Below are 22,490 nucleotides of genomic sequence, written 5' to 3' on the forward strand. Positions count from 1 at the left end.
CGTTCACCATCATCCGTGGCGAACGGCGCCCATCGCCCAGGTGGACGCGGCGGCGGCGCTCGCGGAGACTATGCCGGAGCTTCCAGGACCATCAATCGCCGACATAGGGTGAGGGCGTGACCATGACCGAGCCGATCCTGGCGGTCGATGTCGGAACATCGGGCACCCGGGTGGCGCTGGTCGTCGCAGACCAGACAACCCTGGTCAAGGAGCCGGCCAGCGGAGCCGCGAGCTGGCCGTCGTCGGTGTGCCTGGCCGACGAGGGGTTCCTGGTCGGCACGCCGGCCGAAGTCCGCAAGCGCTCCATGCCCCGGCGCTTCATCGACGGACCACGACGGGCCGTGGACGCACAGGCCTCGATGTGGCTGGAGCATCGCGAGGTGACCGGCGCCGAGGCGCTCACGGCGTACCTCACCGTCGTCGGCAACGAGACCCGTCAACTGCACGGTCTCGGCCCGATCGACCGGCTGACGTTGACCGTACCGGCCGACTACCTGCCCGGAGATCCCCGCCGGGACATGATGATCGCCATCGGCGAGGCGGCCGGGTTCCGCGACGTGGAGATCATCAGCAGCGCGGTCGCCGCGGCGCTCGACCCACGGACCGACGACAACCTGCCGGCCGGAGCGTTGGTGCTGGTCTGCGACCTCGGCTCGACCTGGACCACGGCGGTCGTCCAGGTGTACGGCAGCCACACCGTCCAGCTGGCCCACGTGAGCAGCCCGGCCGGCCGGGAGCTGGACGCGCTGCTGATCAACGACCTGCGTGCCGAAGGGCGGCTCTGGCTCGAGCCGATGCTCGCCGCCCCCGGCGACACCGGGCTGCGTGCCTACTACGAGGCGATCGACTTCGCCCGCCGGCTGAAGCATCAGCTCGTCGACACCGACGAGGTCGTCGACCATCTCACCCCGCTCACCCCGCCGTACCGGCTGACCCGGGCCTGGCTGGACGCCTTCGCCGAACCCGCGCTGCGCTGGCTCGTCGACAGTGCCAGCAACGTGCTGGGCACCGTCGGTGCCAGCGGGGCGGAACTCGCGGCGGTGGTCGTCGCCGGCGGCGGCGCCTACCTGCCGTCGGTCCACGCCGCGCTACGGTCCAGCCTCGGCTACGGCCAGACCGGGGCCGGAACGCCCGAGGCGCTGCGGGTCGCCGCCGAGCCCGAGTTGGCGGTGCTGCGTGGCGCGGCCCGGTTCGCGGCGGGCGCGACCGGGCGTACCGTCGCCGCCGAACCGTCCCGGTGGCGGGTGGAGCCGACGTCATGGGAGATCCCGGGCGGCCGGGCCAGGCTGGTGCGCTGGTGCCTGCCGCCGGGTGAGCCGTACCAGGCCGGTTCGGTGCTGGCGCACATTCGTACCCCCGACGAGCGGGTCTTCGAGTTGACCGCCGCTCAGCAAGGTCGCCAGCTGGGACAACAGGCATCAGCGGGCGACCTGGTCGGCCCGGTGCTGGTGGCGGCCACCGCGAAGGACCCGATGGCGCTGCAACGCCAGCCACCACCCCGGCGCCGGCATCTGGAGTCGACCGGCAGTTGGCTGCTCACCCCGGACCGCGAGAGCCTGGCGGAGTGTGACCGGGCCGCGCAGCTGGTCCGGCTGCGGGCGATCGCCGACGACACGGTCCGGGCGGAGTTCCGCCCGGACCACGACGCCGGACCGAATTCGCAGGGCCGGCTGTTCGTCGACCCGGACGGGCGACTGACCGTGGTGGCCTGGAACACCGACGGATTCATCTCCGTGTGGGACGTCGAGACCGGCAAGCTCAACGCCCGGTTCCGGGACCCCGGTGAGCCGCAACGGGTCCTGGTGGACGAGACGGGTTGGCGGGCGGCCGCCGAAGGACAGACGAAAGGGGTCAGTCGGTATCGCCGGATCAGCATGACGTTGTGGGATCTGCGTACCGGCCAGCGGATCGACCGCATCACCGACGACCGGTGGCAGCAGCAATTCCCGGAGTTCGCCGAACAGAGCCGGGCGGCGGGCTTCGGCACGGCCATGGTGAGTCCGGACGGACAACTACGGGCCTCGGTGGCCGAAGGCCTCGACGGCATCGCGGCGGTGCTGCTGCAGGACGCCACGACCGGGCAGGATCTGTTCCGCGTCCTGGGTGGCACCGGGCAACAGGTACGGGTCGGATTCAGCGCGGACAGCCGGCACCTCCTGGCCAACTGGGAGTCCAACGAGCGGAGCCTGATCGATGTCTGGGATGTCTGACCAGCCGGTCCTGGTGGTCGATGTCGGCACCTCGTCATCAGCCGCGGTGGTGGTGGCCGGCGACGAGAACCAGCTGGTGCCGGACCCGGTGACCGGAGCCGCGGCCTGGCCGTCGGCGGTGCACTGGGACGGACAGAGCATGCTCGTCGGGGCGCTGGCGGAGCGGCGTAAACGCTCCGAGCCGACCTCGTACGCCGCCGAGTTCAAACGCGGCATGGCCGCCGACGTCCCGATGGTGCTCGGCGACCGACGGTTCCGGCCGATCGAGCAGGTCGCGGCGGTGCTGACCGCCCTGCGAGCCGAGGCGGAGCGCCGGTACGGTGGTCCGATCCGTCGGACCGTGGTGACGATCCCGGCGTCGTACGCCCCCGACGACCCGCGCCGCGCCCAGATGATCGCCGCGGCCGAAGCCGCCGGGCTCGGCCCGGTCGAGTTGCTGCCGGAGCCGGTCGCCGCCGCCTTCGCCCCGGTGGCCGGGCCGGCGCCGGTCCCCGGTGAGCTGGTGCTGGTCTACGACCTCGGTGGCGGCACCTTCGACACGGCGTTGGTCCGCATCGACGAGCGGTGGCACGAGGTCCTCGGGCACGCCGCGATCGACGACTGCGGCGGCCGGGACATCGACTCCCTGCTGGCCGAGCAGATCTACGCCTCCGGCCAGCAGTGGCTGGCCCCACTGCTGGCCGCCGCCGCCACCGCCACCGCCAGCCAGTCCGAGCCGGCCACCTTACGGCTACAGATGGCGGTCGCCGACTTCGCCAACCGGATCAAGCATCAGCTCAGTGACACACCCGCAGTCGAGGACTTCCTGTTGCCGGACACCCCGGCGTACCGGATGACCCGGGCCGAGCTGGCCCAGTTGGCGGCACCGCTGCTGGACCGGACCATCGCCTGCTGCCGGCAGTTGCTGGCGGATCTGGCGGTGCCGGCGGCCAGCCTCGGCTCGGTCATGCTGGTCGGCGGCGGGGCCCGGATGCCGGCGGTTGCCGAGGCGGTGCTCCGGGCGTTCGACCGGCCGCTGCGGCAGGTCGAGAATCCGGAACTGGCCACGGTGCAGGGTGCCGCCCGGTGGCTGCCCCGCAGCGGCCCCCGGACGATCCGAGCGTCGACCGAGACCAGCCGGATGACCCCACTGTCGTTTGTCATCCCCGGCGGTTCGGCCCGGTTGCTGCGCTGGTTGATCGTGCCGGGGCAGCCGTATCCGGCCGGGACACCGCTGGCCCGGGTACGGCTGCCCGGCGGGGCGTTGTGGGACCTGGTCGCCGCGTCACCCGGCACGCTGGACCGGCTGCTGGTGCCACCGAGCGCCGAGGTGACCAGTCAGCAGTGGCTCGCCCTGACTCAGCACTGACTCCTCGCGGCGCGGCGGCGACCGACCTGGGCCCGGCCGGCAACGGCCGTGACCCGACGCACCGCGTCGCCGTTGTCAACGCGTGCGAGCCGAGGAACCAACGTCGTCGACCGAACCAGCGACATCGATCGAGCAGCCGTCCGGCAGTGAGTCGGAGCCGGCCGGTCGGGGCGGCCGGGTCCGGCTGGGCACCGGGTCGGACCAGTACTACGACCGGCTGGTCCGGGTGGCGTATCTGGTGATGGCCGATGCGACCGAGCCGTCCGGCGGTGCGGCCCGGCGGGCCGGCGACGACCGGATCGCCCAGGCGCACCGGACGGTCCGCCGGTCGCTGCCCTGGCGGCGACCGGACGAGGCGGCCTACCTGTGGCTGCTGGCCAGGGTGGTACGCCGGGCGGCGAATCCGCCCCGGTTCGTCCTCTCGCTCCCGGGGCGGTGGGGTCGGCCGGTGCCGGACGGTGCCGCCCCACAGCGGGACCGGCTGCTGGCCACGCTGGCTACCCTGCCCGCCCCGGTACGCATCGGCTACGTCCTGGTGGTGGTGGAGCGGCTGCCACCACGCGAGGCCATCCAGGTACTGCATGAGGCCGGCTGGCCCGACCCCGTCCTGCAGGTGGCGGCCGGCGTGGCCGAGCAGCACCGGCTGGCCGACGCCGAGTCGATCTCCCCGGCCCGGCAGCGGGAGCTGCTCACCGGACCGATCACCGATCCGATGACGGTCCGGCTGCGGCCACCCGACTATCGGACGCTACGCCTGGTCAAGCTGGGCCGGGTCGCCGCGGTGGCGGCGTGCGTCGCGGCGACGGTCGCGGTCACCGCTGTCCTGGCTCCGCGGATGACCGGTGTCCCACCCGAGCCGTCCGACCCGGCCGGCGTGCCGGACACCGTCGGGATACGCCGGATCGGTGACCGGGCCTGGCTCGGGGCGGCCCGCCCGACGTTGGCCTCGTGGCCGACCCGAGGCAACCGGGTCGACGACACCGGGCTGGTCGACGCGGCGTTGGGCAGCTGGCTGGCGGTGGCCGAGCTGACCGGGCGGGATCCCGCCGCCCGGGCGGCCGCGTACGGGCAACCGCGCACGGGCAACCCGGACAGCACCCCTGGCGGCGGTGTCGCCGTGCCGACCCGGGCGGGGCTGGTCACCGCGTACGCCGGGCGGGGGATCGCGTTGGCGGCACCGGTCGGCGCGGCCCAGCTGCTGTACGCCGGGGAGCTGACCGGGGCTGGTTCGGATCCGCCGGCGGAGGTGGCGGTACTGGCCGACGCCACCCGGGTAGCGGTGTACGCGTCGTCCGGCGGCACCCGGTCGCTGCGGATCGAGGCGGCGCCGGCGGCGAACCCGTACGCGGCGAGCGCGATCCGGGTCACCTGGTCGGCCGGACCGGCGCGATACCTGATGGCACCGTGGATACGGCGGGTCGACCAGCGCGCACTCGCCGGCGGCCAGTGGCGGGAGCTGGTCGTCCGGGACGGACTGACCGACCCGGTCTCGCAAGCCGACACCGATCCCACGCCCGGTTGCTGGTCGGGCCCGCTGCTGCGGGCGCATCCGACGGACGTACCGGCTGGTGTGCCGTTCACCCTCGCCGACCTCGGTCCGGCCGTGTTGAGCCGGCTGACCTATCTGCCACCGGTCGCCGATCCGGGGGACGTCCCGGCCGACGCGGACGACGCCGGGGCCGCCCGGGTCTGGTCCGGCCTCGGTTGCCTCACCGGCGAGTTGGCCGGACACGCGCCGGAATCGATACTGGCCTGGGAGGTCTGGTCGGGGACGTTGCCGGGAGGCGACGGCGAGGTCCGGGTGACCTGTCTGCGGGCCGAGTTGGCCCGCGACGCGAGCCTGGTCGCGGTGGCACTGCTGGTGCCGGGGCACCCGGCTCGGGCGGTGGCAACCGCAGCGGACACCCGGCTGTGCAGTCCACTCGCCCCCGCGGTGGCGCTCGGCTGGTGGTGGGAGTCGCCGACCGGCGACTGGTACCACGTGGCGGTGGGCGGCGGGCCGGTGGCGGAGCTGGAGGTCACCATCGAGGGGCGGCGTACCCGGGGCACCGGCATGCTCGTCTCGCCGGGGTATCCGGACGGGCCGAGGGGACCGGTACAGCTGCGGGCCACCGACGGTGCCGGGCGTTCCGTGCCGGTGCTGGACTGAGCGTGGGCCGGTGCCGCACCTGCACGGTCAGTGCCGCGCCTGCACGGTCAGTGCCGCACCTGCACGGTCCGCTGTTCGGCGCGGGCGGTGGCGGCGGCGGCCAGGACGGCGACCACCTCGCGGCCGAACACCACGTCGCAGGGGTGCCCGGGGCGGCCGGAGTCGACCTGTTCCACGAGGGCGTCGATGGCGGTGTGGAACGCCTGACCGGTGGTCACGTCCCGGTGCGGCACCGGCACGATCCCGGGTTCACCGAAGAACGCGACGTCGAAGGTCTTCGCCGCCGGCGGCCCGTCGAGGTTCAGTGACAGGGTGCTGGTCGCCCCGCCGGTGTGCCGCAGCAGCAGGTGGACGCCGCCGGCCGGGCCGTCCATGGCGGCGACCCGGGCGACCGGCCCGAGCACCGGCAGGACGATCGACAGGACGTGTGGGCCGATGTCCCACAGGCCGCCGTGGGTGTGCCGCCACGGCGAGGCCCCGTACGGGTTGCCGGGCTCGGAGATCGCAGCGAACAGGGTGCCCCGGGCACCGTGCCAGGCTCCGTCGACCGGCCGGGCCAGGAATTCGACCATCGCCGGGTTGAACCGGCTGGTGAAGAAGACCACCGAGGCGACGGCGTGCCGCCCGGCGGCGGTCACGATCCGGTCGGCGTCCGGCAGGTTCAGCGCGAGTGGCTTGTCCAACAGCAGGTGCCGGCCCGCGGTGGCGGCCCGGACCGCGATCTCGGCCTGTACGTCCGGCGGCAGCGCCACCGCGACCGCGTCGACGTCGGCGAGCAGTGCGTCGACGTCGGCGTATGGTGCGACGCCGTATGCGGCGGCGAGGGTCGCCGCCTTGGCCGGATTCCGACCCCAGACCCCGACGAGCCGGGCGTACGGGTGGGTGGCGAGCGCGGCCGCGTGGGTCTGCGCCGCCCAGTGGCCGGTGCCGAACAATCCGAATCGCAACATCTTCGCTCGCCGCCCTTCTCGTCGATCGCCGACCAGTGTGCCGCAGCCGCCCGGTGACAGTGGGCACCGGCCCGGCCCGGCACCGGCACCGGCACCGGCACCGGCACCGGCACCGGCACGGATGATCACCGACGGCGCTGGTACCGGTCTGCGGCGTACCGTGCCTCGGCCGCGTCGACGCCGGCGGCTGCCGCCTCCTGTGCCAGGGCCTCGGCGGCGGTCTCCGCGATCCGGGCGGTCTCGCCGGCCCGACGGGCGACGGCGGCGAACGCGTCGTACTCCCGGCGGGCGGCCCGGTCGCGCATCCGGTGCTGGTCGACGGCGCGGTCCACCTCGTCGTGCTTCGGGTTCGGGTCGCCGGCCCGCCGCCACACCTCACGCAGCTGCTGCACCGTCAGGTCCCCCCGGCGGTACGCGGTGAGGGCGGCCCGGCTGACGTCGCGTTCGTGTTGAGCGGGGAGCACCGGGGCCGGGGCGGGTGCCGGGCGCGACCGTCGCGCGACGCGTACCGCCCGGTGGTAGGCGCGGCCGGCGGTCTCCTGCCGTTGCCAGGCGGCGTCCCGGGCCTGGTCGGCGGCGGCGGCCCGGTCTCGGGCCAGGTCCGCGGCGGTGCGGGCGTCGGCAGCGGCTGCGGCGATCGCTTCGGCTTCGGCTTCGAGTTCGTCGGCGTCGGCGCCTGGCACCCCCGAGTCGAGGTGGTCCTGCGACGACCGGACCGACAGTGCGGCGAGAGCGAGCAGGGCGAGCAGCACGAAGCAGCTGGCGAGCAGGAGTCCCCAAATGCCGGCGCCGGTCACCGTGCGCTCCCCGAGTGGATCGGACGTCCCGGTGCCGACTATAGACTCCGATTGATACCGAGAGCCACCACCCGGACACTGTTGTTCATCGTTCGCGGGTCGGGTGATGACCGGGGCCACAGCCTCGGTATGTCCGCCACGGCGGACCGGGCCCGGTGAGTAGGGTGGCTGCCGTGACTGTGGCAGATGAGGCGACACGGCGGTGAACGGACCGCTGGCCATCGTGGCCATCGTCGGCGCGCTGGTGGTGGCTGGCTGGGCCCTGCTGTGCGCGGCGCTGGACCGGGCACCGGGCTGGACCCAGGTCGGCGGGCTGGCCGCCGTCGAGGTCGCGCTGCTGGCGCTGACCGTCGCCGCCGCGGTGGCCCTGATCGGCGGGGACCGGCCCGGTGACCCGGCGGTCTTCGCCGGCTATCTGATCACCACGCTGAGTCTGCCGCCGATGGCGGGGGTGCTGGGGCGAATGGAGCCGACCCGGTGGGGTTCGTTGACCATCGGCATCTTCTGTCTGGTGATTCCGGTGCTGGTGGTCCGGTTGCAGCAGACCTGGGCGGCGGTGGCCGGTGGCTGAGCAGCCGTCGCGGCCGACCTCGCGACGGGCGCGCGGCGCCGCCACGACCGCGCGGACCCGCAGCGGCCCGGGACGGGCGTTGATCGGCGTCTACATCCTGTTCGCCATCGCCGCGTCGTCGCGGGCCGGCGTGCAGATCGTCACCCGCTTCGCCGAGGCCCCGGTCGCGTACCTGCTGTCGGCGCTGGCCGCGCTGGTCTACCTGGTGGCCGCCGTTGGTCTGATCGTCGACGGGCCGACCGGGCGGCGGATCGCGTACGCCTGCTGCACCGTGGAGTTCGTCGGGGTGCTGGCGATCGGGACGGCGAGCGTAGCCGTGCCGACGGCATTCCCGGACGAGACCGTCTGGTCCGGCTTCGGCAGCGGGTACGGCTACATCCCGCTGGTGCTGCCGGTACTCGGGCTGCTGTGGTTGCGACGTACCCGGGTGAAGCCCACCGGCACCGACGGTCAGCTGGCGCCGACGTCGTAGCCGGCGGCGAGACGCAGCCGGATCCAGCGGTAGCCGTATCCGTCGAGGTCGAGCGAGTCGAGCTTGCCGACCGCCGGGTAGTCCTGGTCGGCGAGCACCTCGGTGGGCAGCTCCGCCTCGTCGTACAGCTCACCGAGGTCCACTGTGACTTTCCCGGTGCCGAGGTTGTGCAGGAAGAGCAGCGCGCCGCTGTGGTCGTCCGCGCGGTGCACCAGCACACCGGGCGGGGTGGGCACGTCCACGTGGGTGCAGGAGCCGGCGCCGACCTCCGGGGCCTCCCGCAGGGTACGGATCATCCGTTCGAACCAGGCGAGCAGCGAACCGCCGTCCCGGCGCTGGGTGGTGACGTTGACCGTCCGGTAGCCGTACTCGTCGGTGTCGACGACCGGTCGGACCAGGTCGCCCGGGTCGGCGGTGGAGAAGCCGGCGTTGGGCAGCAGCGACCACTGCATCGGGGTGCGGATCGCCTCCCGGCCGTCCAGTGACAGGTCCTCCCCCATGCCGATCTCTTCGCCGTAGCGCAGCACCGGAGTGCCGCGCAGCGAGAACTGCAGCGAGTACGCCATCTCGATGCGCCGCCGGTCGTTGCCGAGCATCGGGGCGAGCCGGCGTCGGATGCCGCGACCGTACAGCCGCATGTTCTTCTCCGGGCCGAACTGGGCGTACACCTCCTCGCGCTGGCCGGTGGTCAACCGGGACAGGTCGATCTCGTCATGGTTCCGCAGGAAGGTGGCCCAGGACGCGCCGGCGGGCAGGGCCGGGGTGTCGCGCAGCGCCTCGATGACCGGCTCCGGGTCCTGACGGGCCAGGGCGAGCAGCAGCCGGCCGTTGAGCATGAAGTCGAAGAGCATGTGCAGCCGGTTCGACGAGCCGCCCTGGTCGGCGAAGTAGTCGATCAGTTGATCCGGCTCGACGTTGGCCTCCGCGAGCAGCACCGCATCGCCGCGGCGCCACTGGACGTGCTGACGTAGCTCGGTCAGGAAGTCGAAATCCTTCGGCGAGGACGGCCGCCCCGGTTCGGTGTGTTCGATGATGAACGGCACCGCGTCCATCCGGAACCCGGAGACACCGAGCTGCAGCCAGAACGAGATGATCTTCTTGATCTCGTCGCGTACCAGGGGGTTCTGGACGTTGAGGTCCGGCTGGAAGCGGTAGAACCGGTGGTAGAACCAGGCCTTGGCGGTCCGGTCGTAGCTCCAGGTCTCGTGTTGCTCACCGGGGAAGACCATGCCCTGGCGGCGGTCGCTGGGCTCGCTGTCGGACCAGACATACCAGTCGCGGTACGGCGAGTCCGGTGCCGACCGGGCCGACTGGAACCACGGATGCTGGTCGGAGGTGTGGTTGACGACCAGGTCGATGATCACCCGGATGCCCCTGATGCCGGCCTGGTGCAGCAGTTCGGTGAAGTCGCCGAGCGTACCGAAGCGCGGGTCGACGTTGTAGAAGTCGGTGACGTCGTAGCCGTCGTCGCGGCCGGGTGACGGGTGGATGGGGTGCAGCCACAGGCAGGTGACGCCGAGGCGGGCCAGGTAGTCGAGGCGTCCGATCAGGCCTGGTATGTCACCAACACCATCTCCAGTGGAATCGGCGAAGGTGTCGATATCCAGACAGTAGATCACCGCCTTGCTGTACCACCGGTCACTCACGACGCCATCCCGGCCGTCGTCGCGGCACCGGAGAATCCGCTGTTCACGCTCTGCCCGCTCATGGAGCAATGGCTTTTCCAGCTCGCTCCGGCGGCAAACACCCCGGTGGCAGCATGACGGCATCACGGCGATAGGCACCAATTGCCCGACTTGGCCGGGCGTCGCACCGCGTACCCGGTCTGTAATCATCGAGCCGGGCTCCGCACTCGGTGCCCAACGGGTCGGAGAGCAAGTAAAGAGGCGATGAACGATGGCGACCATCTACGATGTCGCTCGGAGGGCAGGAGTTTCCCCAGCTACCGTCTCCCGGGTCGTGAACGGGCACGCCAATGTGGATCCCACGCTGGCCGAACGGGTCCGCTGCGCGATGAACGAGCTCGACTACCGCCCCAACGCGGTGGCCCGCAACCTCCGGCGCAGCCGGACCACGTTGTTGGCGGTGGTGATCAGCGACATCGGCAACCCGTTCTTCACCGCCCTGGTACGTGGAGTGGAGGACGTCGCGCAGCAGACCGGCTACTCGGTGGTGCTGTGCAACACCGACGAGGATCCGGCCAAGGAAGCCCGCTACCTGAACGCGGTCCTCGCCGAGCAGGTCGCCGGAGTGATCATCTCTCCGTCCGGGCCCACCACCGACCTGGAGCGACTCACCACCGCCCGGGTGCCGGTGGTGGTGATCGACCGGCAACTGCACGGCAGCCGGATCGACACGGTCCTGGTCGACAACGAACACGGCGCCCAGCTCGCCACCGAACATCTCGTCGAGTCCGGCTACCGCCGGATCGCCTGCATCACCGGACGGTGGGGCGTCTACACGGCCTGCAGCCGACTCAACGGGTACCGGCGGGCGCTGGCCGCCGCCGGGCAGCCGTACCAGGCGGAACTGGTCCGCCACGCCGATTTCCGTGCCGACGGCGGCTACCAGGCGATGGCGGATCTGCTACGGCTCGATCCCCGACCGGACGCGCTGTTCGCGGCCAACAACCTGATGACCGTCGGGGCGGTGGAGTGTCTGGTCGACCAGGGCATCGACGTGCCGTCGGCGGTGGGCGTCGTCGGCTTCGACGACCTGCCGTGGGCGCATCTGGTCCGACCTGCGTTGACCACCGTCAGCCAACCGACCTACCAACTGGGGGAGACCGCGGCCCGGTTGCTCACCGAACGGATCGCCGACCCCGACCGGGCCGCGACCACCGTCACGCTGCCGACCAAGCTGCAGGTCCGGGAGAGTTCGATCCGGCGTCCGGCACCGGCGGCCGGGCCGGACCGGGTGTGAGGTCGACCGTCGACGGGTACGGCGAAGACCCGCCGATCTCCAGGGAGGAGCGCCATGGCCGTCACCGTCGACACCCCGCCTGAGCAGGCCGGTGGTTTGACCGGCTGGGTGGCCGGCGTGATCGAGAGCCTGGGTGAGGTGGGCGTCGGACTGCTGGTGGCGCTGGAGAGCGTCATCCCGCCGATTCCGAGTGAGGTGGTCCTGGCGATGGCCGGCTACCTGGCCAGCCAGGACCGGGCCAACCTGGCCGGGGTGTGGATCGCGGCGACCATCGGGTCGCTGGGCGGGGCACTGCTGCTCTACTGGCTGGGTGCGGCGGTCGGTGAGCAGCGGCTGCGCCGCTGGCTGGAGAAGATGCCGCTGGTCGACCCGGAGGATCTGGACTCCGCAGACCGGTGGTTCGACCGGTACGGACGGTGGGCGGTGCTGTTCGGCCGGATGGTGCCGATCGTGCGGAGCCTGGTGTCGGTACCGGCCGGCGCCGACCGGATGTCACTGACCCAGTTCAGCGCGTTCACCGCACTGGGCAGCGGGGTGTGGAACGCGCTGTTCGTCGGCGCCGGTTTCGCGCTCGGCGAGCAGTGGCAGCAGGCCGAGCGGTACAGCCGCTGGTTCGACATCGCGGTCTTCGTCATTCTCGGTGGGCTGGTCGCCTACTGGGTGGCCGGCCAACTGCGCCGCCGGCGTCGCCGCCGCCGCAGCCAACTACCGGCTGGATAGTCGCACAGATCACGGGCAGACATACCCTGTGGGGGTATGGTCAGCAGCGTGGAGGCGACAGAGGCACAGCCCGGAGAGCACCAAACCGGGCACGGTCAGCAGCACGACAAGCACGCCGGACACGATCCGGAGATGTTCCGCCGCAGGTTCTGGCTGAGTCTCGCGCTGACGGTGCCGGTCGTGGTCACCAGTCACATGGTGATGGACTGGTTCGGCTATTCGCTGGACTTTCCCGGCATGTCGCTGATCGGCCCGGTGCTCGGGTCGGTGGTGTTCTGGTACGGCGGCTGGCCGTTCCTGGTCGGCGGGGCACGGGAGATCGCCGACCGCGCGCCGGGCATGATGCTGCTGATCTCGATGGCGATCACCGTCGCCTACGTCGCCTCAGCGGCCACCAGCGTCGGCGCCTTCGAGCTGGACTTCTGGTGGGAGCTGGCGGCGCTGGTGACGATCATGCTGCTCGGGCACTGGCAGGAGATGAAGGCGATCGGTCAGGCGCAGGGCGCCCTGTCCGCGCTGGCCGCGTTGCTGCCCGACGACGCGGAGCAGATCACCGACGACGGACAGACCCGGCAGGTCACGGTGGCCGAGCTGCGAGCCGGCGACCTGGTACTGGTGCGCTCCGGCGGCCGGGTCCCCGCCGACGGGCAGATCACCGACGGAGCGGCGGAGCTGGACGAGTCGATGATCACCGGCGAGTCCCGGCCGGTGCGCCGGGGCGTCGGGGACCCGGTGGTGGCCGGCACCGTGGCGACCGATTCGGCGATCCGGGTACGCGTCGAAGCGGTGGGCGAGGAGACCGCGCTGGCCGGCATCCAACGCCTCGTCGCCGAAGCGCAGGCCTCCAGCGGCCGGGCACAGGTGCTCGCGGACCGGTTCGCCGCCCTACTGTTCTACGTCGCGCTGGCCGCCGCCGTGCTGACCTTCGTCGCCTGGTGGGCGTTCAGCAGCCTCGACCAGTCCGTGGTCCGCACGGTGACCGTACTGGTGATCGCCTGCCCACACGCCCTCGGTCTGGCGATCCCGCTGGTCATCGCGCTGTCGACGGCGGTGGCCGCCAAGGCCGGGATCCTGGTCAAGGACCGGCTGGCCCTGGAGCGGATGCGCACCGTGGACACGGTGCTGTTCGACAAGACCGGCACCCTGACCAGGGGCGCGCACACCGTCACGGCGGTCGCCGCCGCCCCTGGCCGCAGCGAGGACGACGTGCTACGGCTGGCTGCGGCGGTGGAGGCCGACAGCGAGCACCCGCTGGCCCGCGCCATCGTGACCGCCGCCACCGCACGCGCTCCGATGGCCACCGCGACGGACTTCCGGTCGATGACCGGCCGGGGCGTGCAGGCAGTCGTCGACGGCGCCCGGTACGCCGTCGGCGGGCCGGCGCTGCTGCGCGAACTCGACGCCCGGATTCCGCCTGAGCTGCCCGCCACGACCGAGGCGTGGTCGGCGCGCGGTACGGCCGTACTGCATCTGCTGACGATCGACGGCGACCGCGCCGAGGTGATCGGGGCGATCGGGTTGGCCGACGAGGTCCGCCCCGAGGCCCGGCAGGCGATCGCCGAACTGCGCCAGCAGGGCATCGACAAGATCGTGATGATCACCGGTGATGCCCGGCCGGTCGCCGAGGCGGTCGCCGCCGACCTCGGCTTCCGGTCCGGCGTGGACGAGGTCTTCGCCGAGGTGCTGCCCGCCGACAAGGACAAGGCGGTGGCGGACCTGCAGGCCCGGGGGCTCACCGTCGCGATGGTCGGTGACGGCGTCAACGACGCCCCGGCGCTGGCCCGTGCCGACGTCGGGATCGCGATCGGAGCCGGCACCGACGTCGCGATCGAATCGGCCGGGGTCGTTCTCGCCTCGTCCGACCCGCGTGGGGTCACCGGGGTGATCCGGCTGTCCCATGCCTCCTACCGCAAGATGCTGCAGAACCTGGGCTGGGCCGCCGGCTACAACATCGTGGCGATCCCCCTCGCCGCCGGTGTGCTGGCCTGGGCCGGGTTCACGCTGAGCCCGGCGGTCGGCGCGATCCTGATGTCCGCCTCCACCATCGTGGTCGCCCTCAACGCCCAACTGCTCCGCCGGGTGCGCCTGACCGCGGATCAGGGATAGTCCGGGTGTCGACGACCCGGCAGCCCGCCGGCCGCGGTCAGGCTCGGTCAGGCTCGGTCAGGGCAGCGTCGCCAGGTGCGGCTTGACGGTACGGGCGAACGAATTGCCGTTGCTGACGTCCCAGTTGATCGACCAGGTCATCGCGCCCCGGATCCCGGGGTAGGTACGCGGCGGCCGGAAACTCCCGCAGCTGGTGCCCCGGGCCAGGCAGTCGAGCGCCACCTGGTCGGGCCGCAGTCCCGCTTCCAACTGCAGGCAGGCCAGCGCGGTCATGAAGTTGACGCTCCCCTGGCTGTAGGCGAACGCCTGGTCGCAGCCGAGCATGGAGCCGGAGTTGTAGAACTGGGTGTGCACCACGGTCAGGATGTCGTGGATGTCCAGGGCCAGCTTGAAGTACGACACCGACGGTGACTGCATGTCGATGGTCTGCGGCGCCATCGTGATGATCAGCCCAGGGCCGGTACGGCTGCGCAGCGTCCGCATCGCCTGTGCCATGTAGGTCGGGTTGAGCCCGTTCTCCAGATCGATGTCGACCCCGTCGAAGCCGTACTCCTGGATCAGCCGGTACAGGCTGTCGGCGAGCGCGGCGGCGGAGGCGACCGCGATCAGGTCGTACTCGGCCGGCACGTCGCGCAGCCGCAGTTCGACGGCAGGATTGTCGAAGTTGTGCCATTGACATCCTCGCCGCCCTAAACGGCGGCGATTCCAGCCACGCTGCGCGTGACACGCGCAGCGTTCTGGTGGGTTACCGTTTCACCGCGCGGTGCCGAGACGAGTCCCGGTCCTACCCGCGCTCCACGGTCGTTGAAGTCCGCCTGCCCGGCGGCCTTGATGTTGATCGCGGCGTTGACGTCCCGATCGTGGTGACGGTGAGGGTGAACCGCTGGCTGGAGACGGTGAGCAGTGCGTCCCAGTAGGTGCCGACCGTGGTGCCGGCGGGCAGGTCGAAGGCGACGGTTCAGGCAGTGATGGCCGCCGTACCGCCGTGGCGCGACCGCCAACGGTCGACGCCCACCTGCAGCACCACCAACGGCAGCACGCCCACCACGTACCAGGCCAGGTCGGTGGCGTCGAAATGGACGCCCAGCACCAGCCGCGCCGCCAGGCTGCGCTCGGACAGCTCCGCCGGCACGCCGGTCAGCTGCAACAGCTCGACCAGCCAGCAGAAGCTGACGGCGGCCACCCCGGCCACGACCGGCCGCACAGCAGGCAGCAGGACGAACACTCCCGCGTAGACCATGGACGCGTACAGAGCGGTCCCGGAATACTGCTGCAGCGCACCGGAACTGTCCAGGACGCTGTCCCCACCGGCCAGCACCCGGATGCCGAGCGCCACCGCCAGGAACCCGCCAGCGGCAGCCAGCCCGGCCAGCCGCACCCACCACCCCTGACCCACCACAGTGCCCAACCATAGGGGCTCGGCCGCCAGCGGGTGCCGTGGCCTGACCGGGAGCCCGGCCGGCCCGCCCGCCCCGAGGGGTCGACCGGCCGGGCTCCCCGCCGGGTCAGCGCCGGAAGTGGAACCAGTTGACGTTGACGAAGTCGTTCGGCTGACCGCTGGAGAAGGTCAGGTAGACGGTCTGCCGGCCGGTCACCGCCGAGACGTTGCCGGGCACCGTACGCCAGGTCTGCCAGCCGCCGGTGTCGCCCACGGCGAAACTGCCGATCGGCGCGGCGGTCGGACTACCGATGCGGACCTGGACCAGGCCGCTGACGCTGGCTCCGGCACCCGAGGCGACCCGGGCGACGAAGTCCCGTGGTGGTGACGATCCGAAGTCGACGTTGTCGTAGCGGACCCAGTCGCCGTTGGCCAGCCAACCGATGTTCTGGCCGCCTTCGCTGCACGCCTCGGTGCTCACGCCGTTCTGGGCGTTGAACGCCTCGGCCTGGATGGTCGCGTACGCGTTCACCGTCCCGCCCGGCGGTGCAGTCGTGGCCGGTGGCGGTGTGGTCGGCGTCGATCCACCACCCCGGCTGTAGACCGCGACGTAGTCGACCAGCATCGGTACGCCGGAGACGGTGCTGGCCGTCGGCGTCGTCGAGCCCGCGACGCCGTTCGGGAAGGCACCGCCCATCGCCACGTTGAGCAGGATGAAGTAGCCGGCGTGGCTGGTCATGTTGGACCAGTGCGGCTCGGGGATCTCTGCCTGGGTGACGGTGTGGTACTGCTGTCCGTCGACGTACCAGCGCAGTTGTTGTGGGCTGACGCTGGCGTCCCACTCGAAGCGGTAGGTGTGGAACGCCGACTGGCAGGAGGCACCCGGGCAGGCCCGCGATCCGCCGATGCCGTTGAACTCGTCGCACGGTCCGCCGGGAGCGACGCCGCAGTGCAGTACGCCCCAGACGTTGTTGAGGCCGTTGACGTTCTCCATCACGTCGAACTCGCCGATCGCCGGCCAGTTCTGGTAGTTGCCCCGGTACGGCGAGCCGAGCGCCCAGAACGCGGGCCAGTAGCCGGCGGCCGCGGCCCCGGTCACGTTCGGCACCTGGATCCGGCCCTCGATCGCCATGACACCACCCGCGGGCGGCTTGAAGTTGCTTCGGGTGGTTTCGATCCGGGCCGAGGTCCAGTTGCCGGCGGCGTTGCGGATCGGGGTGATCACCAGGTTGCTGTTGCCGTCGTGCCGGACGTTGGCGGTGCTGTTGGTGTAGGTCTGGATCTCGCCGGTGCCCCACTGCGGCGGGCCGCCGGGGTAGCTGGTGCCGGTGTCGATGATCCAGTTCGCCGAGGAGGGCAGCGTGTTGGCCGCGCCGGTGAAGTCGTCGCTCCAGACCAGGTTCCACCCGCTGGGGGTGGGCGGGATGGCGGCGTCGGCGTGGGCGGAGAGCGAGGCGACCACCGCAGTGGCGGTGGCCACCGCGGTCGCGGTGCCGAGTGCGCGGCTGCGGCGCGGGCGGGTCGAGGTCTCGACGGAGTCCGCCGGGGGGTTGGCGGGCGGAGGTGAGTGCATCACATGCCTCTCTGTTGACTGGCTGGCCGGCGGTCCCGACGCGCCCCGGGCAGCGGCCACCGACTCCTCGGAGAGCGTTCTCTGAGGATTAGCCTGCTGCCTCTGGAATCAGGACGTCATGACTGATGAGGACGGATAGCGTTCACTCGGACGGCCCAAGAGAGCGCTCTCAGGAGTTGTACGTCGCCGAGCCATTCTTGTCAACCTCGGTCGATGTCACCGCCCGCCGCAGCACCGCCTGCTCCATCGCCGTCCAGCCGGTCGTGGTCGCCAGGTAGAGACCGGCGGCCAACGGCGCCACCAGCACGATCACGGCGGTGGCGTACGGCAGCAGCGGCAGCAACCGGCTGACGCCCGCGGTCACCGACTCGGCCGCCGCCGTGCCCGGCGAGCCCGCTGTCGTGCCCGGCGTCGTGCCCGTCGATCCGCCCCGGGACGCGGCCTGGCCGCTGGTGGAGTCGGCCTGGGCGGCCAGCGTGCGACGCATCCGGCGCGACATCGACCGGGCCGCAAGTGCCACCACGACCAGCAACAGGCCGAAGACGCCGACCTCGGTCACACTGGACACCTGCCCGAGATGGCTACCCAATTCGACCCCGAGGAAGGAGTCTGCGAGCAGACCGCCGCCCGCGTCGGCCGGCCGGGTCACCAGTTGGTACATCAGCACAAGGAACGGCGCCTGCGCCAACGTCGGCAGGCAACCGGCGAACGGCGACGCACCGGCTGCTCGATACAGCGCCACCGTCTCGACGGCGAGCCGTTGCGGGTCGTCGCCGTGGCGGCGGCGCAACTGGCGTACCTGCGGGGCGAGTGCGGTGCGGCGCACCTCGGCCCGAATCTGCAGCCAGGTGAGCGGGCTGAGCAGCAGCCGGAGGGCGATGGTGACGACGATGATGGCGACTGCGGTGGCTTGCGCCCCGGCCATCGGGGCGAGCAGGGTCGCCAGGCTGACGACGAGGTCACCGGCGTGGGCGACGACGGAGTCGAACGGACCGAAGGCACGGGGAACGGCGGACAGGACAGCAGGCATCGACAGAATTCCCTTGAACACGAGCGTGGACCCACCGGCGGCGATCGACGCGGCATGGGCCGGCGACGCGCGGTGGGCGGCGGTCAGGCGGTGACGACCGACCTGCCGGGTGCTCGTGGACGGGGACGACCCGGTGCATCCGGGTCCAGCTGCCGTGGAATGCCGCGCCACCGGGCACGGCGTGGCCCGGCCCGGTGGGCCTGGGCCGGGTCGACGTCGGTGACGTGCCGCCCGGCGGTGATCCGGATCGCCAGCGCGGTCGCCACCAGCAGGGCGACCGACGCCGCAGCGGCGGCGAACAGCTGGGCCGGGGGCACACTCGTCAGGGCGATCAGGCAGTGGGCGTACGCCCAGATCCCCGTCACCACGCTCAGCAGCATGCCCGGCACGCGCACCATGGTAGGAGTCAGCCGCAACCCGGAGCGGTACGCGCAGATCAGGCCCTCCGGTGAAATATCCTTGATCACAGCGAATGGTCCAGAAGGAGACAGTGTGCGGTTGTCCCACGGAGGAAACCGGTGACCGGCTGGTTCGACCAGACCATCGTGTCGACCGGCCGCCTCCCGCTGTTCTGCTTCTTCGTCGGGGTCCTCGTCGGCTTCGGGTCCATCCGGTTCTCGGTGCGGATGATCAGAGCCCGGGTGCGCTGGTGGCCCGGCAACATCACCCCCGGTGACCTGCACATCCACCACGTCGTGTTCGGTGTGGTGTTCATCCTGGTCGCCGGGGTCGCCGGGCTGGTGATCCCGGTCGAGGTGACCGGGTGGCGGGCGGTGGCCGCCGCCCTGTTCGGCGTCGGGGCCGCCCTGGTCCTCGACGAGTTCGCCCTGCTGCTGCACCTGAGCGACGTCTACTGGTCGGAGCGGGGTCGCACCTCGATCGACGCGGTCTTCGTCGCCATCGCGCTCTCCGGGCTGCTACTGCTCGGACTTCGGCCGCTGGGCGCCAACGAATTCCTTACCGGCGAGACCGACCCGGCCCAGTTCGCCGGCGCGGCACTGATCGTGATCAACCTGGTGCTCGCCGCCGTCACCCTGCTCAAGGGCAAGATCTGGACCGGTCTGCTCGGGCTGTTCCTTCCGGTGCTGCTGATCGTCGGCACCCTGCGGCTGGCCCGGCCGCACTCCCCCTGGGCACGCTGGTTCTACCGGGGCGAGAGCCGCTTGGCCGAGTGGCGGCGCACCCGCGCAGCCGACCGGGAACGCCGCTACCGTCAGCCGATCATCCTGATCAAGATCCGGGTTCAGGAGCTGATCGCCGGCCGGCACGACCTGCCACTGCCCCGCCCACCACGCCGCTGACCCGACCGTCCGGCACCCCCGCTCGGACGGACCCCGTCGACCCGGCCCACCGCCGAGCGCGGCCAGCCGCTGCTGACCTGCCGACATTCAGTACCGCGGCGGCAGCCCGGAGGCGCAAGATGGGCTGTATGACGACGTCCGGCCCGACATCCACCCGTACCGGGCCGGACGCGTTTGCCCCACCGCAACGGTGGGGTATCCGGTGCCCGGCGCGCCGAGCGGCGGCGCGAACCGACAGGCGGTGCCAACCATGACCAGCAGTACCGTCGCCGAATCACCGGCCCGACATCAGCCGGACGAGCTGACCGTCGGCGTGGAGGAGGAGTTCCTGCTCGTCGACCCGCGCACCGGCAGCGCGAAGCCGGCCGTCGCCGCGGTGCTCGCCGAGATCCCGGCGGAGCTGCGCGGCCAGGTGCAACTCGAGTTCCAGACCAGCCAGATCGAGATCGGCAGCCCACCCGGGCTGGACCTACGCGCGATGCGGCGCACCCTCGGCACCCTGCGCGGCGCGGTCGCCGACGCGGCGCAGCGGGCCGACGCCCGGCTGCTCGCCGTCGGCACCGCCCCGATCGACGGACCACAGCCCGACGTGGTCGACGACCCGCGTTTCCACCGGATCCTCGAACGCTACGGGATGCTGGTGCCGGGACCGGGCAACAACGGCCTGCACATCCACGTCGGGGTGCCGGATCCGCAGATCGGCGTACAGGTCCTCAACCAGCTGCGGCCGTGGCTGCCGGTCCTGCAGGCGACCACCGCCAACTCGCCGTTCTACCGGGGCGTCGACACCGGGTACGCCAGCTGGCGGTCGATGATGTGGGAACGCTGGCCGGCGGTCGCGCCGACGCCATGGCTGCGCTCCCACGAGCACTACCTGTCGTTGATCGACGAGCTGCTCGCCACCGGCATCATCCTCGACGAGGGGATGCTCTACTGGTACGCCAGGCTGTCGGCGCACTACCCCACCATCGAGGTACGCATCGGCGACGTCTGCCCGAGCCTGGACGACACGATTCTGCTCGCCGCGCTGGTCCGTGGTCTGGTCGGCACCGCCCTGGCCGCCGTCGCGCAGGGCCGGCCAGCGCCGGCGGTCGAGCACCACGTGCTGCTGGGCGCACACTGGCGGGCCGCCCACGACGGGTTGGAAGGCCAGGCCGTCGACCTGACCGGCACGCCGACCCTGCGCCCGGGCTGGCACCTGCTGCGCCGCCTGGTCGACCTGATCCGACCCGAGCTCGAACGGCACGGTGACATCGCGCTGGTCGACTCGCTGCTGAGCCGGCTGTGCTCGCGTGGCACCGGGGCCAACCGCCAACGTGCCGTCTACGCCGGCAGCGGCGACCTGTTGGACGTCGTCGACTTCCTGGCCGAGCAGACCCGCAGCGCGTCGATCATCCCCGCCCCACCTCATGTGACCGACGGTTGTCCGCCGCACCTGGCCGACGGCCGGCCACCCCAGGTGACCGACGGTTGCCCACCGCACCTGGCCGACGGCCGGCCACCCCAGGTGACCGACGGTTGCCCACCGCAGAACCGGCACGGACACCGACCAGAAGGAGCCTGACGTGCCGCAACGAATGGTCGTGATCGGTGCCGACGCCGCCGGGATGTCCGCCGCGTCACAGGCCCGGCGGCTTCGTGGCCCGGAGGACCTGGAGATCGTCGCCTTCGAACGAGGCCGGTTCACCTCCTACTCCGCCTGCGGAATCCCGTACTGGATCTCCGGTCTGGTCGCCGACCACCAGGAACTGATCGTCCGGGATCCGGAGACGTTCCGCCGCGATCACCACATCGACGTGCGGATCCGGCACGGGGTGACCCGGATCGACCTGGACAACCGCGAGGTCGTCGCGACCTCGTTCAACGACGGCGGGCGCGAGGTCCGCGAGTCGTTCGACACCCTGGTGTACGCCACCGGAGCCGTCCCGGCGCACCCGCCGTGGGCCGACACCGCCACCTTGGGGGTGTTCGGCGTACAGACACTCGACGATGGCGCCGCGCTACGTGACTGGCTCGACCAGGACGACCCGCCCCGCCGGGCGGTGGTGGTCGGCGGCGGCTACATCGGCGTGGAGATGGCGGAGGCGCTGATCCGCCGCGGGTTGGCGGTCACCCTGGTCGAGCGCAGCCAACAGCCGATGTCGACGGTCGATCCGGACATGGGCGCGCTGGTGCGCGCGGCACTCGTCGGACTCGGCATCGACGTGCGCACCGGGACCTCGGTCACCGGAGTCCACGAACGGGACGGCCGGGTCAGCGAGGTGCTCACCGACGACGGCGCGCTGCCGGCCGACGTCGTGGTCCTGGGTCTGGGCGTACGGCCGAACACCGCGCTCGCCGAGCAGGCCGGGCTGCCGCTCGGGGTCACCGGCGGCGTCCGCACCGACCTGCAGATGCGGGTCGTCGGGAAGCCCGACGTGTGGGCCGCCGGCGACTGCGTGGAGACGTTCCACCGGATCAGCGGTCAACCGGTGCACGTGCCGTTGGGCACCCACGCCAACAAGCAGGGCCGGGTCGCCGGCATCAACATCGGCGGCAGCTACGCCACCTTCCCCGGTGTGATCGGCACCGCCGTGACCAAGGTCTGCGACCTGGAGGTGGCCCGCACCGGGCTGCTGGAGCGGGAGGCGACCCAGGCCGGATACGCCTGTGTGGCGGTCAGCGTGGAGTCGAACAGCCGGGCGGGGTACTTCCCCGACGCCGCGCCGATGACCATCAAGCTGATCGCCGAGCAGCACACCGGGCAGTTGCTGGGCGCGCAGATCGTCGGCAAGTCCGAGGCGGCGAAACGGATCGACGTGCTGTCGGTCGCGGTGTGGAACCGGATGTCGGTGGCCGAGATGACCGCGCTGGACCTCGGTTACGCCCCGCCGTACTCACCGGTGTGGGATCCGGTGCTGGTCGCCGCCCGCCGGGCCAACGACGCCGTCGCCAACACCCCCTGAGCCTGCTGCGCCGGCGGC

At 71.8% G+C, this 22,490-nt stretch carries 18 protein-coding genes and 1 pseudogene; 11 read left to right on the top strand and 8 right to left on the bottom strand.

What is annotated here, in order from left to right:
- Positions 1-116 precede the first annotated feature (116 nt).
- The 3 genes from ACFHVL_RS18195 to ACFHVL_RS18205 all read left to right on the top strand — a co-directional run bounded on the left by ACFHVL_RS18195 (position 117) and on the right by ACFHVL_RS18205 (position 5,707).
- Positions 117-2,210, top strand: a complete 2,094-nt coding sequence (locus tag ACFHVL_RS18195; protein WP_416629274.1) for a hypothetical protein — start codon at positions 117-119, stop codon at positions 2,208-2,210.
- Positions 2,194-3,558 (top strand): Hsp70 family protein, encoded by a 1,365-nt coding sequence (locus ACFHVL_RS18200; RefSeq protein ID WP_416629275.1) that lies wholly within the window; start codon positions 2,194-2,196, stop codon positions 3,556-3,558. The genes ACFHVL_RS18195 and ACFHVL_RS18200 overlap by 17 nt, the downstream gene beginning before the upstream one ends.
- Positions 3,559-3,640: 82 nt before the next feature.
- Positions 3,641-5,707: a hypothetical protein gene (locus ACFHVL_RS18205; RefSeq protein WP_416629276.1), complete on the top strand. Its 2,067-nt coding sequence runs from the start codon at positions 3,641-3,643 to the stop codon at positions 5,705-5,707.
- A 47-nt stretch (positions 5,708-5,754) separates the two neighbouring features.
- Here ACFHVL_RS18205 and ACFHVL_RS18210 read toward each other — a convergent pair whose 3' ends face one another.
- Complete coding sequence (locus tag ACFHVL_RS18210) at positions 5,755-6,657, bottom strand: Gfo/Idh/MocA family protein (protein ID WP_416629310.1); 903 nt, start codon at positions 6,655-6,657, stop codon at positions 5,755-5,757.
- Between the two features lie 125 nt (positions 6,658-6,782).
- A complete protein-coding gene (locus tag ACFHVL_RS18215) occupies positions 6,783-7,454 on the bottom strand; it encodes a hypothetical protein (RefSeq protein WP_416629278.1) in 672 nt (223 codons plus the stop codon).
- A gap of 202 nt (positions 7,455-7,656) precedes the next feature.
- On the opposite strand from ACFHVL_RS18215, the gene ACFHVL_RS18220 reads away from it, so the two are divergent.
- Together ACFHVL_RS18220 and ACFHVL_RS18225 are read left to right on the top strand one after the other, a co-directional pair.
- Positions 7,657-8,025: a hypothetical protein gene (locus ACFHVL_RS18220; RefSeq protein ID WP_416629279.1), complete on the top strand. Its 369-nt coding sequence runs from the start codon at positions 7,657-7,659 to the stop codon at positions 8,023-8,025.
- Positions 8,018-8,497, top strand: a complete 480-nt coding sequence (locus ACFHVL_RS18225) for a hypothetical protein (RefSeq protein ID WP_416629280.1) — start codon at positions 8,018-8,020, stop codon at positions 8,495-8,497. The genes ACFHVL_RS18220 and ACFHVL_RS18225 overlap by 8 nt, the downstream gene beginning before the upstream one ends.
- On the opposite strand, the gene ACFHVL_RS18230 is transcribed toward ACFHVL_RS18225, so the two are convergent.
- Positions 8,476-10,143, bottom strand: coding sequence for an alpha-amylase family protein (locus tag ACFHVL_RS18230; protein ID WP_416629281.1), 1,668 nt, complete (start codon positions 10,141-10,143; stop codon positions 8,476-8,478). The two genes, ACFHVL_RS18225 and ACFHVL_RS18230, sit on opposite strands and share 22 nt — an antisense overlap.
- A 250-nt stretch (positions 10,144-10,393) precedes the next feature.
- Between ACFHVL_RS18230 and ACFHVL_RS18235 the strand changes: the two genes are divergently transcribed.
- Genes ACFHVL_RS18235 through ACFHVL_RS18245 form a run of 3 tightly spaced genes read left to right on the top strand, consistent with a single transcriptional unit; the run spans position 10,394 to position 14,245 of the window.
- On the top strand, positions 10,394-11,419 hold the full coding sequence (locus ACFHVL_RS18235) for a LacI family DNA-binding transcriptional regulator (RefSeq protein ID WP_416629282.1): 1,026 nt from the start codon (positions 10,394-10,396) through the stop codon (positions 11,417-11,419).
- A gap of 54 nt (positions 11,420-11,473) precedes the next feature.
- The gene (locus tag ACFHVL_RS18240) at positions 11,474-12,139 is read left to right on the top strand and encodes a DedA family protein (protein ID WP_416629284.1); all 666 of its coding nucleotides are present in this window, start codon (positions 11,474-11,476) and stop codon (positions 12,137-12,139) included.
- 36 nt (positions 12,140-12,175) lie between these two features.
- The gene (locus tag ACFHVL_RS18245) at positions 12,176-14,245 is read left to right on the top strand and encodes a heavy metal translocating P-type ATPase (RefSeq protein ID WP_416629285.1); all 2,070 of its coding nucleotides are present in this window, start codon (positions 12,176-12,178) and stop codon (positions 14,243-14,245) included.
- 57 nt (positions 14,246-14,302) lie between these two features.
- Here the strand turns inward: ACFHVL_RS18245 and ACFHVL_RS18250 are convergent.
- The 5 genes and pseudogenes from ACFHVL_RS18250 to ACFHVL_RS18270 form a co-directional block, all read right to left on the bottom strand.
- Positions 14,303-15,203, bottom strand: a pseudogene (locus tag ACFHVL_RS18250) (glycosyl hydrolase family 18 protein); the annotation flags it as partial.
- The gene (locus tag ACFHVL_RS18255) at positions 15,204-15,644 is read right to left on the bottom strand and encodes a DUF2809 domain-containing protein (RefSeq protein WP_416629311.1); all 441 of its coding nucleotides are present in this window, start codon (positions 15,642-15,644) and stop codon (positions 15,204-15,206) included. It abuts the pseudogene before it with no gap.
- A gap of 106 nt (positions 15,645-15,750) precedes the next feature.
- Positions 15,751-17,196: a carbohydrate-binding protein gene (locus ACFHVL_RS18260; protein ID WP_416629287.1), complete on the bottom strand. Its 1,446-nt coding sequence runs from the start codon at positions 17,194-17,196 to the stop codon at positions 15,751-15,753.
- A gap of 169 nt (positions 17,197-17,365) precedes the next feature.
- Positions 17,366-18,226 (bottom strand): YidC/Oxa1 family membrane protein insertase, encoded by an 861-nt coding sequence (locus tag ACFHVL_RS18265; RefSeq protein WP_416629288.1) that lies wholly within the window; start codon positions 18,224-18,226, stop codon positions 17,366-17,368.
- A gap of 83 nt (positions 18,227-18,309) precedes the next feature.
- Positions 18,310-18,606 carry a DUF6412 domain-containing protein gene (locus ACFHVL_RS18270; protein ID WP_416629312.1) on the bottom strand — a complete coding sequence of 99 codons (297 nt, stop codon included), beginning with the start codon at positions 18,604-18,606 and terminating at the stop codon, positions 18,310-18,312.
- A 138-nt stretch (positions 18,607-18,744) separates the two neighbouring features.
- Here ACFHVL_RS18270 and ACFHVL_RS18275 point away from each other — a divergent pair, with 138 nt between their 5' ends.
- The 3 genes from ACFHVL_RS18275 (at position 18,745) to ACFHVL_RS18285 (ending at position 22,472) form a co-directional block, all read left to right on the top strand.
- Complete coding sequence (locus ACFHVL_RS18275) at positions 18,745-19,527, top strand: hypothetical protein (RefSeq protein WP_416629289.1); 783 nt, start codon at positions 18,745-18,747, stop codon at positions 19,525-19,527.
- Positions 19,528-19,777: 250 nt separating this feature from the next.
- The gene (locus tag ACFHVL_RS18280) at positions 19,778-21,091 is read left to right on the top strand and encodes a carboxylate-amine ligase (RefSeq protein WP_416629291.1); all 1,314 of its coding nucleotides are present in this window, start codon (positions 19,778-19,780) and stop codon (positions 21,089-21,091) included.
- A 1-nt stretch (position 21,092) separates the two neighbouring features.
- On the top strand, positions 21,093-22,472 hold the full coding sequence (locus tag ACFHVL_RS18285) for an FAD-dependent oxidoreductase (protein ID WP_416629292.1): 1,380 nt from the start codon (positions 21,093-21,095) through the stop codon (positions 22,470-22,472).
- Positions 22,473-22,490: the final 18 nt, after the last annotated feature.

The organism is Micromonospora sp. LOL_023 (assembly GCF_048060115.1).
Lineage (GTDB): Bacteria > Actinomycetota > Actinomycetes > Mycobacteriales > Micromonosporaceae > Micromonospora_E.